Source organism: Planctomycetota bacterium, assembly GCA_035574235.1.
GTDB lineage: Bacteria > Planctomycetota > MHYJ01 > MHYJ01 > JACPRB01 > DATLZA01.
In genome coordinates, this window is sequence record DATLZA010000127.1 from 1 (window position 1) to 11,336 (window position 11,336).

At 70.5% G+C, this 11,336-nt stretch carries 11 protein-coding genes; 7 read left to right on the forward strand and 4 right to left on the reverse strand.

From position 1 onward, the window contains the following. A partial coding sequence (locus VNO22_11590; GenBank protein ID HXG62013.1) for a hypothetical protein occupies nt 1-538 on the forward strand: 538 nt, incomplete at its 5' end. Here the strand turns inward: VNO22_11590 and VNO22_11595 are convergent. From VNO22_11595 to VNO22_11605, 3 genes are read right to left on the reverse strand one after another with little or no spacing between them, the layout of a single operon-like run. After that, nucleotides 513-1,658 carry an acyl-CoA dehydrogenase gene (locus VNO22_11595; GenBank protein HXG62014.1) on the reverse strand — a complete coding sequence of 382 codons (1,146 nt, stop codon included), beginning with the start codon at nt 1,656-1,658 and terminating at the stop codon, nt 513-515. The two genes, VNO22_11590 and VNO22_11595, sit on opposite strands and share 26 nt — an antisense overlap. Continuing rightward, nucleotides 1,655-2,836: a thiolase family protein gene (locus tag VNO22_11600; GenBank protein ID HXG62015.1), complete on the reverse strand. Its 1,182-nt coding sequence runs from the start codon at nt 2,834-2,836 to the stop codon at nt 1,655-1,657. Before VNO22_11600 ends, VNO22_11595 begins: the two co-directional genes overlap by 4 nt. A 31-nt stretch (nt 2,837-2,867) precedes the next feature. Continuing rightward, nucleotides 2,868-3,920 carry a hypothetical protein gene (locus tag VNO22_11605; GenBank protein HXG62016.1) on the reverse strand — a complete coding sequence of 351 codons (1,053 nt, stop codon included), beginning with the start codon at nt 3,918-3,920 and terminating at the stop codon, nt 2,868-2,870. A gap of 126 nt (nt 3,921-4,046) precedes the next feature. On the opposite strand from VNO22_11605, the gene VNO22_11610 reads away from it, so the two are divergent. From VNO22_11610 to VNO22_11635, 6 genes are read left to right on the forward strand one after another with little or no spacing between them, the layout of a single operon-like run. Beyond that, the gene (locus VNO22_11610) at nt 4,047-5,093 is read left to right on the forward strand and encodes a 3-oxoacyl-[acyl-carrier-protein] synthase III C-terminal domain-containing protein (protein ID HXG62017.1); all 1,047 of its coding nucleotides are present in this window, start codon (nt 4,047-4,049) and stop codon (nt 5,091-5,093) included. Beyond that, nucleotides 5,090-6,172, forward strand: coding sequence for an FAD-dependent monooxygenase (locus VNO22_11615; protein ID HXG62018.1), 1,083 nt, complete (start codon nt 5,090-5,092; stop codon nt 6,170-6,172). The genes VNO22_11610 and VNO22_11615 overlap by 4 nt, the downstream gene beginning before the upstream one ends. Next, nucleotides 6,169-6,813 (forward strand): methyltransferase domain-containing protein, encoded by a 645-nt coding sequence (locus VNO22_11620; protein HXG62019.1) that lies wholly within the window; start codon nt 6,169-6,171, stop codon nt 6,811-6,813. The genes VNO22_11615 and VNO22_11620 overlap by 4 nt, the downstream gene beginning before the upstream one ends. Further along, nucleotides 6,810-8,246, forward strand: a complete 1,437-nt coding sequence (locus VNO22_11625; GenBank protein ID HXG62020.1) for an Nramp family divalent metal transporter — start codon at nt 6,810-6,812, stop codon at nt 8,244-8,246. Before VNO22_11620 ends, VNO22_11625 begins: the two co-directional genes overlap by 4 nt. A 59-nt stretch (nt 8,247-8,305) precedes the next feature. Then, entirely contained in the window at nt 8,306-8,677 is a 372-nt protein-coding gene (locus VNO22_11630; protein ID HXG62021.1) for a hypothetical protein, read from the forward strand. Next, a complete protein-coding gene (locus tag VNO22_11635; GenBank protein ID HXG62022.1) occupies nt 8,595-10,445 on the forward strand; it encodes a PVC-type heme-binding CxxCH protein in 1,851 nt (616 codons plus the stop codon). The genes VNO22_11630 and VNO22_11635 overlap by 83 nt, the downstream gene beginning before the upstream one ends. Before the next feature lie 63 nt (nt 10,446-10,508). On the opposite strand, the gene VNO22_11640 is transcribed toward VNO22_11635, so the two are convergent. Continuing rightward, a partial coding sequence (locus VNO22_11640; GenBank protein ID HXG62023.1) for a c-type cytochrome occupies nt 10,509-11,336 on the reverse strand: 828 nt, incomplete at its 5' end.

Here is an 11,336-nt window from a genome sequence, read left to right on the forward strand (position 1 = left end):
CGCGGCGATCGCGACGAAGACGTTTTTCCTGCCCGCCGTGCCGTTCCTGGCGGCGGTCGCCCGGGTCGGATGGATCCGGGCGGGGGCGCTGCTTCTGGCGCCGGTCACGGCGACCTCCCTCCCGTTCTTCGCGGCCGATCCGGGCGCCTTTCTCGACGATCTCTTCGGGGCCCCGTCGGGCCTGGGGCCGCACCCTTTCGAAATCCGCGGCTGGGGAGGGCTGGGGTTTGCGAACCTGGTGCTGGCGCTGGGGCTGGTGTCCTCGCCGCGCGCCTGGTTTCCGTTCTCCGTCTTCCAGGCGGCCGCCGGCCTTCCCGTCCTCGCGGCCGGACTGCGGCGCGTGCGCCGGGATCGCTCCTGGGGCGGGGCGCTTCTGGCCTCGGCGGCGCTCATTTTCGTGCTTCTCTTTTTCGGGCGGTTCATCCACGACAACTATATCGGGACGCTCCTGGCGACGGCGGTCCTGGGACAGGCGCTGCGGGAGAGGGAAGGACCGCCGGCCGGCGGCGGGGTCAGCGCAGGAGATGCCGCGCGATGACCATGCGCTGCACTTCGCTGGTTCCCTCGTAGATCTCGGTGATCTTGGCGTCCCGGAAATAGCGCTCCACCGGGAAGTCGCGGATGTAGCCCACCCCGCCGTGGATCTGGACGGCCTGGGTGGCGTGGCGGTTGACCATCGAGGCGGCGAAGAGCTTGGCCATGGAGGCTTCGCGGGTGTGGGGGAGATCCGCGTCCCGGAGCCTCGCCGCGCGGTAGATGAGGTACGTGGCCGCCTCGATGTCGGTGGCCATTTCGGCGAGCTTCCACTGGATGGCCTGGAAGTTCGCGATCGGCTGGTCGAACTGGCGGCGTTCCTTGGCGTACCGGACCGAGGCGTCCAGGCACGCCTGGGCGATCCCGACCGCCTGGGCCGCGATCCCGATCCGGCCGCCGTCGAGCGTGTTCATCGCGATCTTGAAGCCTTCCCCCTCCCGGCCGAGAAGATTCTCCACGGGCACCCGGCAGTCCTCGAAAAAGAGCGTCGTCGTGGAGGACCCGCGGATGCCCATTTTCTTTTCGGGCTTGCCCACGGTGAAACCGGGCGTCCCCCGCTCGACGAGGATCGCGCTGATCGCCTCGTGCTTGAGCTTCGGATCGGGGTTCGTCCGGGCGTACACGATGAAGAGGTCCGCGATGCCGCCGTTGGTGACGAAGTTCTTGGTTCCGCGCAGGACGTAATGGCCGCCTTCCCGGCGGGCGCCGGTGAGGAGCGCCCCGGCGTCGGTGCCGCTGACGGGCTCCGAGAGGGAGTAGGCGCCGATCCATTCCCCCCGGGCCAGGCGCGGCAGGTAGCGGCGCTTCTGCTCCTCCGACCCGTAGCGCAGCAGCGGGGCCTGAACGAGGGAGTTATGGACCGAGAGCGTGACCCCCGTCGAGGCGCAGGCGCGGTTGATTTCGAGCTGGACGAGCGCCAGGCAGTAGTTGTTGAGCCCCGACCCGCCGTACTCTTCCGGGGCGAGCATCCCCATGAAGCCGAGCTCGGCCATTTTCGCAAGGATCTCGCGGGGGATCTCCCCGCGGCGGTCGATCTCCGCCGCGCGCGGGGCCAGCTCGCGGTCGGCGAATTCCCGGGCGGACTGGCGGACGAGTTCCTCTTCTTCGGTCGGCAGGAGATTCATGCGCGTTCGATCCCCGCGGCGAGTCCGTTCCCGCCGCCCATGCAGAGCGCGGCCACGCCGCGGCGAAGGCCGCGGTCCTGAAGGGCGTGAAGGAGCGTTACGACGATCCGGGCGCCGCTGGCGCCGATCGGGTGCCCGAGGGCGATCGCCCCGCCGTTCACGTTCACCCGGGCGGGATCCAGACCAAGCTCCCGGATCGTGGCCACCGTGGAACCGGCGAAGGCTTCGTTGATCTCCACGAGATCCGCTTCCCGCGCCTTCCAGGGGTTGCGTTCGTCGAACCGGCGGACCGCGTCGATCGTGGAGACAAGAACCCAGCGGGGCTCGACTCCGGCGGAAGCCCAGCCCGTCAGGCGGGCCAGGGGCGCCGCGCCGTGGGCGCGCGCGGCCCGCTCGGAAGCCAGCACGAGCGCCGCCGCTCCGTCGGAGATCTGCGAGGAATTCCCGGCCGTGACCCGCCCCCCTTCGCGGAAGGCGGGTTTGAGCGCGGCGAGTATCTCGAGGCGGGTGTCTTCGCGGGGGCCTTCGTCGGCCTCCACGAGGCGCGTTTCGCCGCGCTCGCCCCGGACTTCGACCGGGAGCGTTTCGTTCCGGAACCGGCCGTCGCGCCGGGCGGCGACCGCCTTGCGGTGGCTGGCTTCGGCGAAACGGTCCATCTCCTCGCGGCTCACGCGGAAGCGCTCGGCCACGGCCTCGCACGACGAGCCCATGAGGAAGTCATGATACACGTCCCACAGGCCGTCGTGGATCAGGGAGTCGACGATCCGCCCATGTCCGAGCCGCGTGCCCCGCCGGGCGTCCGGGAGGAGATAGGGGGCGTTCGACATGCTCTCCATGCCGCCGGCCACGACGAGGTCGGCCTGGCCGGCGCGGATCGCCTGAGCGCCGAAGAGGATCGCCTGCAGGCCGGAGCCGCAGACCTTGTTGACCGTGACCGCGGAGACGGCGGGAGGGAGCCCCGCCCCGAGCGCGGCCTGCCGCGCGGGATTCTGGCCGAGCCCGGCCTGAAGAACGCAGCCCAGGAGGACTTCCTCGACGGCCTCGGCCGGGACGCGGGCCCGGGCCACGGCCTCGCGCACGACGCGCGCGCCGAGCTCCGGGGCCTTGAGCGCGCTCAGCGCCCCCACGAATTTGCCGATCGGAGTGCGGACCGCCGAGAGGATCCAGACCTCGGACATGAAAGCATTGTCGGACAGGGTCGGCGGCCCGTCAATAGCCCCGGCCGGCCGCGCGCTCGGTGATCTTCCGGATGGAGATCTGAAGAAGAAGCTCGTTGAGCAGACGGTCCATGTGGTCGTCGTGGGGCAGCTTGAGCCCCTTGTTGATCCATTCGAGGGCCGTGGGGTACGAAAGCTCCACCGCCCACAGGCGGCCCAGTCGATAGTAGGTCTTGACGAGGATCTGGTCGGCCTTCTGCTCCAGCTCCCGCGCGCGCTTGACCGTCTCGGGATCGGGCGATTTCGCCAGGAACTCCAGGAGCCGCTTGGCTTCCAGAAGCTTGGCCTCGGCCGACTTCCAGGCGCGGTCGGCGCGGGTATGGTTCTTGGGCTCGTGATCGAGCGCCTCGAGCCACAGTTTCTGGGCCTCTTCGGCGAGCTCCGCGGCTCGGGCGAGGATCTGGCGCTCCTGCTCCTCGCGCGCCCGTTCCTTGGCGCGCTCCTTCTCCTGCGCCTGGGCCTGGAGCATCCGCCGCTTTTCCTCGTTCTCGCGGGCGATCTCCTCGGCCATCTTGGCGTCGAGCTGCCGCGCCTCCTCCGCATAGGGCGTGTCCGCGTAACGGTCCAGGACCGCCCGGAGGAGATCCTTGGCGGCCTCGTAATTCTTGGCCAGGTGGAGCTTCTTGGCCTCCTCGAGCTTTCCCCGCGCGTCCTGGGTGCGGGCCTCCTCGCGGCGCCTGCGGGACTTTTCCGCGAGGGTCGGATCCAGCCGCTCGGCCTCCTCGAACTCCCGCACGGCCATGGAATAAAGGCCGTTCGCCAGGCAGAACTCCCCGAGCTCGTATCGGGCGGCGCCGCTCGACTTGTCGATCCGGTCGAGCCGGATCCGGTAGACGGAATAGGGCATGAGCTCCCGGACGTGGAACCGGCGCGGCTCCCGGTCGCCGGCCGCGAAAAACTCGATGACGTCGCCTTCGATCTTCACGACGCGGCCCACGAGGATCGCGCCGTCCCGTTTCTGAAGGACGTCGTCGGGCCGCTTGGAATCCTGGACGGGAAAAGACGCCGCGAAGGTCGCCAGGAGGACGCCGAGCGCAGAAGGCATGGTCCGCTCCCCAATGTGGAGAACTCTCGCCCCCCCTATATAACTACACGTGCCGCCGGAAGGTTCCCCTGCGGCGTTCCAAAAACGCTCTCCCGGCGGCGGCGGGGCCGATGTTAGAATCGGCGCATGGCGCGCATCGTCTCCGTGGCCACGGCGCTTCCCTCGCACGTCCTCCGCCAGGACGAGGCTCGCCGCCGATGCGAGGAAGTCTACGGGGAGCGGGAGGAACTTGCGCGGCTGCTGAGCCTCTTCGAGCGATCCGGGGTCGAGCGTCGGCACTTCGCCTTTCCTCCGGAGTACCACCTGGCCGGGCGGTCGTTCGAGGAGCGCAATGACGACTTCGTGCGCGGAGCCGTGGACCTGGCGGAGCGGGCCGCCCGCGAATGCCTGCGGCGCGCGGGGGTTGAGCCGAAGGAGGTGGATCAGCTTTTTCTCGTCACCACGACCGGGCTGGCGACGCCGAGCCTGGATGCGCTTCTGGCGGGGCGGCTGGGGCTTCGGCCGGACGTCCGCCGGTCGCCCCTGTTCGGGCTGGGTTGCGCCGGCGGGGCGGGGGCGCTCATTCGCGCGGACGAGATCCTGAAGGCGGAGCCCGCCCGGCGTGCGCTCGTCGTGGCGGTGGAGCTGGCGGGGCAGGTGTTTTCTCCCAGGGCGGACCGGCCCGTGGACGTGGTGGGGGCGGCGCTTTTCGGGGACGGTGCGGCGGCGGTGCTTCTTCAAGGAGCGGGCGGCGGGCCGCGCATCCGGGCGGCCCGTTCGATGCTGTTCGAGGGGACGGAGCGCCTCATGGGCTGGCGCTTCACGTCGGACGGGATGAGGCTCGTTCTGTCCCCGGAGGTGACCGACCTGGTGCGGCACCGCTTCGGACCGGCGGTCGGAGATCTCCTGGCGGAGGCGGGCTGGACGCGGGGCGACGTCGGCTATTGGATTCTCCATCCGGGCGGACGCAAAATTCTGGAGGCGTATCGGGAGGCCTTGGACCTTTCCGAGGAGGCGCTCGCCTGGTCGCGACGGTCTCTGGCCGAGGTGGGAAACCTCTCGAGCGCCGCGGTGCTTTTCGTCCTGGCGGACGTGATCGCGAAAGGCCGTCCCGGGCCGGGCGACCGGGGGGTTCTGGCGGCGCTGGGGCCGGGTTTCGGCGCGGAGCTTCTGGCGCTGGAGTGGAGCGCGTGATCTACGACGCGGTCGTCGTCGGGGGGAGCGTCGCGGGCGCGGCTGCGGCGATCGAGCTGGCGCGGCGGGGCGCCCGCGTGGCGCTCGTGGAAAAGGCGCGGTTTCCGCGTCCCAAGGCCTGCGGAGAGGGCCTTCTTCCGCACGGAGTCGCGGCGCTCGAGGCCCTGGGTCTGGAGGCTCCCGGGCCGAGGGTGCGGGGGATCCGCTTCGTTTCCCCCTCCGGCATCACGGCGGAGGCGGATTTCCCGGGCGGCCCGGGGCGTGTGGTCCGACGCGAACGGTTCGACGCGCTGATGTTCCGGGCGGCGGCCGCGACTCCCGGAGTGTCGGCCTTCGAGGGGACGCCGTACGATCCGGCGCGGTTTCGGGGGCGCTGGGTGGTGGGCGCGGACGGACTTCGCTCGCAGTTCCACCGGCGGCCCGAATTCGCCGCCGCGGCGCCGGCCGTGCGGCGGGCGGGCCTGACCGGCCATGTGAAGGGACTGGCCGTGGACCCCGACCGCGTGGAAGTGATTCTTCATGAGACGGGCGAGGTGTATCTGGCTCCCTCGGAGGGGGAGGAGGCGCTCGCGGCCTGCCTTTTCCGGAAGGGCTGCGCTCCGCCGGGCCGGTCGAACGAGGAGCGCCTGGTGCATGCGCTTCTCTCGCTCGAGGTGCTCGAGGGGAGAATCCGCGGGCTGGCGGTCGCGGGGCCGGTGCTGGCGGCGGCGCCGCTGGGATTGCGCGTGGGGGCGGCGGCGGCGGGGGAGACGCTTCTCGTGGGGGATGCGGCGGGCGCGCCGGATCCCGTGACGGGCGAGGGCATGTCGCTGGCGCTGCTTTCGGCGCGGGCGGCCGCGGAGGCGATCGTCGCGGGCCGGCCCGGGGAATACGAACGGACGCGCCGCCGGCTGGCCGCCGGATCGGAGTGGCTGGGCCGGTGGATGCTGCGCGTCGCCCGGTATCCTTCGGTGGCGGACCGCGTGATCGAGAATCTCGTCGGCGCGCCGGAGCTTTTCCGCAAGCTCCTGGCGATCGCCACCGGCGTCGCGCGGGAAGGGGACCTGACCCTCCTGGAACGGGCGCGGCTTCTCGTATGAAGCGCTCGCGGGAGCCGGAGCTTCTGGACCGGGAGACGCCGCCGCCCGACATGCTGCGGCGGGTGAACGGCTATCTGAGGTTCGTCAACCGTCGGCTGGGAGGGCTGGCGCCGTTCGTTCGTTTCTTCGAGCGGGTTCCGGGTCCCGTCACCGTTCTGGACGTGGGAGCCGGGAGCGGCGACCTGGCGCGGGACCTGGCGGAGCGGGTTCCCGGGGTGCGGCCGGTGGCGCTGGATCGTTCGGAGGCGATGCTCGCGCTGGGAGGGCGGGATCTCCCGCGGGTCCGGGGCGATGCGCGCCGGCTTCCCTTCCGGGATCGCGCGGTGGACTACGTGATTTCGAACCTTTTTCTCCATCACCTCTCGGAGGAGGAGGTCGTGGCGGTCCTGCGGGAGTGCGACCGCGTGGCCCGCCGGGGGATCGTGATGAACGATCTGCGGCGCGCGTGGGGCGGCTATTTCTGGATCCGGCTTTTCACGCTCGGGGCCAATCCGTACGTCAAGGTGGACGGGCCGCTTTCGGTGCGGCGCGCGTTCACGCCGGAGGAGGCGGAGGCGCTGGCGCGCCGGGCGGGGCTGGAGTGGCTGCGGGTGGAGCGACAGCCCGGGTACCGGTGGACCCTGAGCGGAGAGCGGACGTGAAGGGATCGGACGGATTCGCGGATCTTCAGGTGCGGGAGCTTCCGCCGCCGCCGCGGCTGTGGGCGGCCCTGGGGCCGGGGGTGGTCTGGATGGCCCTGGCGCAGGGATCGGGGGAGCTTTACTTCTGGCCGTATTTCGCGGCCAAGTACGGGACGCTGTATCTCTGCCTGCTCGTTCCGGCGTGCGTGCTTCAGATGCCGCTCAACGTGGAGATCGGGCGGTACACGCTTCTGACGGGAGAGAGCGTCTTCGTGGGGTTCACGCGCCTGGGCCGCGGGTTCGGGCTTTTCCTGTGGATCGTGTTCGCGGCGACGTTTCTTTTCGTCGGGAGTTTCGCCACGGCGGGGGGAACCGCGCTGGCCGACATCGTGCGGTGGCCGGCGGGATGGGGGGCACAGGCTCGGGCGCTTCTCTGGACGTACGCGATCACGGCGATGTTCGCGGGGGCGCTCTTCGTGGGCCGCGTGGCCTACCGGATCGTCGAGCGCTTTATGTGGGCGGTGGCGCTCGTGACGGCCGGCGGGTTGCTCGTGGCGAGTCTGCATCCGCGCGTTCTTTCGGCGGCGCCGGAGTTCCTGAGGGCGCTTGTTCTTCCCGAGGCGGTTCCTCCGCTTCCGCGGGATCCGGGGGAGCTCGAGAAGTTCTACACGATGATGTGTTTCTCCGGGCTGGGAGGCTTCTGGAGCCTCTTTTACTCCCTGTGGATCCGCGAGAAGGGGTTCGGGATGGCGGCGCATGCGGGGCAGATCACGAGCCCCCTCACCGGGAAAAGGGAGCTCGTGCGCCTCGAGGGATTCCGTTTCGAGGACACGCCGGAGCACCGGGTCCGGTACCGGACGTGGATGAGAACGCTTCTGGCGGACAACGCGGTCGGGGTGCTGGGGAACCTGGCGACGACGCTTCTTCTGGCGCTTCTGGCGCTGGCGATCCTTCGGCCGCAGGGGAAGATTCCCGACGGATGGCGCATGGTGGCCGAGCAGGGGGACTTTTTCGGGGTGCTCTGGGGACCGGCGGCGCGCGTGCTTTTTCTCGTCGTGGCGGGCTGTTTCCTCATGGACAGCTGGCTGGCGGGGGTGGATGCGGTGAGCCGGGTGCACGCGGAGATGCTGTGCGTCTATTCGGAGCGCGCGCGACGGCGCGGAGTGCGGTTCTGGTATTACGCCTTTCTGGGGACGATGGCGGCGACGACGTGGCTTCTTCTTCCCTTCGGAGAGCCGGCGAAAGTGCTGGCGCGCACGGGCGTTCTCCACGTTTTCGCGGTGGCGATTTTCGCGGCGGCGCTCTGGAAGCTCAATTATGTGCATCTTCCCCGGCGGTTTCCCGCGTGGGTGCGGGGCGGGAGGGCGCAGCGGGCGCTCTTTGCCGCCGTGGGGCTTTTTTACGCGGTCGCCGCGGCGTACTATGCCGCCTTCCTCCTGCGGGCGTCTTCCTGAGGATATACTAAAGGCGCCGAAGCGGGCGATCTCCGGGAGGCGTTAAGGAAAGGGATGGGATGGGGTGGCTGAAGAAGTGGCGGCGCCGTAAGAAGGACGCACCGAATCCGCTCTCCGAGCCTCCCGCGGCCCCGTCGGCGCCGTCGCGCGGCGGCACGAAAGCCCGCCGGCGCGACGAAGAGGCGTACGCCCGGCGGGCGCGGGAGCGCCTGGCCGAGGGCGATTTCGACGGGGCCATCGCCGATTGCTCCAAGGTCATCGAAATGAATCCCGAGTGCGTCGAGGCGTACGCGCAGAGGGGGCTGGCCCGGGAGCGCAAGGGCGATCTTGACGGGGCGAAAGCGGACTATGCCAAGTCGCTGGAGATCCAGATTCGGGCCGAGATCGCCCGCCAGCTGGCCGCCCAGGATCCGCCCCCTCCGGCTCCTTAGCGTTCTCGCGCTTCTTGGGCCGGCGGCCGCCGCGCGCGCCCAGGAGCCCCTGCCGCCCGAGGAGACCGTCCGGCGGTTCGAGCTTCCCGAAGGCTTCCGCGCCCTTCTTTTCGCCGCCGAGCCCCATGTGGTGCAGCCCATCGGATTCGCCCTCGACGACCGCGGCCGCCTCTGGGTGGCCGAGAATCTCTCCTATCCGCACTGGGAGCCGCGCGGGCGGGACCGGATCGTCATCCTGGAGGACGCCGACGGCGACGGCCGCTTCGACCGGCGGTCGGTCTTTGCCGAGGGGCTCACGTACGTCACCGGGATCGAGGTGGGTTTCGGCGGCGTGTGGGTGATGGCCCCGCCGGAGATGCTCTTCATCCCCGACCGCGACGGGGACGACCGCCCGGACGGTCCGCCCCGGGTGCTTCTGGACGGGTTCGGGACCGAGGGCATTCACAACATCGCCAACGGCTTCACGTGGGGCCCGGACGGATGGCTCTACGCGGGGCACGGGCGGACGTCGATTTCCCGGCTGGGGCCTCCGGGGACGCCGCCCGAGCGGCGGCTGCGGTTCGACGGGGGCGTCTGGCGTTACCATCCGACGCGTCACGTCTACGAGGCGTTCTGCGACGGCACGACCAACCCCTGGGGCGTGTCGTTCGACGACTATGGGCAGGCCTTCATCTCCAATTGCGTGGACCCGCATCTCTTCCATGCCGTGCAGGGGGCGCATTTCGAGCCGTGGCGCGGGCGCGAGTCGAGCCGTTACGCGTATCGGAGGATCGACACGGTCGCCGACCACCTGCACTGGCAGGGCGAGGCGGCGTATCGGAGCGCCGCCGGCGGGCACGCCCACTGCGGCATCATGATCTATCTGGGGGATCTTTTTCCGCCGTCCTGGCGGGGGGCGGCGTTCATGAACAACATCCACGGCCGCCGCGTGAACGGCGACCGGCTGCGGCGGTCGGGCTCCGGGTTCCGGGCTTCCCATGGGCCGGACCTTCTCGTGTCGCGGGACCCGCACTACATGGGGCTTCTGCTCCAGTACGGGCCCGACGGCGGCGTTTTCGTGAACGACTGGTACGATATCGGCGAGTGTCACACGCGCCGGCCGCAGGCGTGGACCGGGCGGATCTACAAGATCGTTTACGGGGATCCGCCGCGGGTGCGGCCGAACGTGGGAGAGACGGGCGACCTCGAGCTCGTGCGGCTCCAGCTTCACGCGAACGACTGGTTCGTGGCGCACGCCCGGCGGCGGCTTCAGGAGCGGGCCGCGGAGGGGAAGCTCGACCCGGGCGTGCACGGCGCGCTGAGGAAGATTCTGGAGGAGAACCCCGACCCGACGCGAAAACTGCGGGCCCTCTGGGCGCTGCACGCGACGGGCGGGCTGGACGCGGAGTTGAGGGCGGCGCTTCTGGATCACCCGCAGGAGCATGTCCGAGCCTGGGCGATCCAGCTCGAGATGGAGGACGGAAACGCCCCGGAGGCCGTGGAGCGGAAGTTCGCCGAGATGGCGCGGGGGGATCCCTCGCCGGTCGTGCGTCTCTATCTGGCGGCCGCGTGTCGCCGGATGGCGCCCGGGCCGGCGCGCTGGGAGATTCTCGAGGCGCTGGCGGAACGGCCGGAGGACGCGAAGGATCCGAACCTTCCGCTCATGGTGTGGTACGCGGTCGAACCGATGGCGGAGCACGATCCGCCGCGGGCGGCGGCGTTCCTGGCGCGCGCGCGACTGCCTTATCTTCGGGAGTTCATGGCCCGCCGCCTGGCGTCGGCGCGGTAGGCGGAATCGCCGAAGGAGCCCCCGCAGGCGGTCCGATCGCCCCTGCCGGACTCGCCGGCCGCCCTACCGGCGGTCGCCGGATTCCGCGTCCCGCCAGTTCTTCAGGAACTCCAGGAGATCCGACATCTCCTCGACCGAAATCCCCTGCTCGAGGTTGCCCGGCATGACCGACAGGTCGCTGGAACGGATCTCCTCGATGTCCTCCCGGAGCACCGTGTCCTCCTGGTTCTCGCCCCGCCGCAGCGTGAGGCTCGTGGACGTCTGCTGGGCGATGAATCCCGAAAAGACCTGACCGCCGCGGGTCCGCACGAGGTAGGTGACGTAGTTGTTGTCGATGACCCGGCTGGGGTCCAGGATGTCCGTGAGGAGCTGCTCGCGGGACTTGGAAAGCGTGTCGGAGATGTCGGGCCCCACGTTCGTCCCGATCCCCGCCACACGGTGGCAGGAGGCGCAGTTCTTCCGGAACACCTCCCGGCCCCGCGCCGCGTCCCCCCGGCGGGCGAGCGCCGCCTTGTAGCGCTCGATCACCGGAGCGCGATCCTCGCCGCGGGAGGCCAGCAGCTTGCGGGCGCGTTCGCGGATCGCGGCGTCCCGGTGGTCGCGCAGCCGGCCGGTCAGTCCCGGCCCCAGCTCCGCCGGCGACACGCGGCCCGCTTCGATCTCCTCCAGAAGCCTTACCACCCGCTCCGGTCGCCGCGCCAGAGCCTCCAGCACCTCCCGCCGAACGGCGGGCAGATAACCCTTCCAGGACTTCATGAGGATCTCCGCCACGTCCGGCTCGGCGTGCGCCCCCAGCGCGGCCGCCGCGGCGACCCGGACCTCGACGGACGGATCTCCCTCGAGGAGCGCCGCCAGAACCGGTCGCGCCGACGCCCACGGGGCGTGCGCCAG

Bases quoted from the DNA above. Each gene is read 5' to 3' on its own strand.
- VNO22_11595 (HXG62014.1), bottom strand. From the start codon at position 1,658: ATGAATCTCCTGCCGACCGAAGAAGAGGAACTCGTCCGCCAGTCCGCC.
- VNO22_11620 (HXG62019.1), top strand. From the start codon at position 6,169: ATGAAGCGCTCGCGGGAGCCGGAGCTTCTGGACCGGGAGACGCCGCCG.
- VNO22_11635 (HXG62022.1), top strand. From the start codon at position 8,595: ATGCCAAGTCGCTGGAGATCCAGATTCGGGCCGAGATCGCCCGCCAGC.
- VNO22_11600 (HXG62015.1), bottom strand. From the start codon at position 2,836: ATGTCCGAGGTCTGGATCCTCTCGGCGGTCCGCACTCCGATCGGCAAA.
- VNO22_11610 (HXG62017.1), top strand. From the start codon at position 4,047: ATGGCGCGCATCGTCTCCGTGGCCACGGCGCTTCCCTCGCACGTCCTC.
- VNO22_11605 (HXG62016.1), bottom strand. From the start codon at position 3,920: ATGCCTTCTGCGCTCGGCGTCCTCCTGGCGACCTTCGCGGCGTCTTTT.
- VNO22_11630 (HXG62021.1), top strand. From the start codon at position 8,306: ATGGGGTGGCTGAAGAAGTGGCGGCGCCGTAAGAAGGACGCACCGAAT.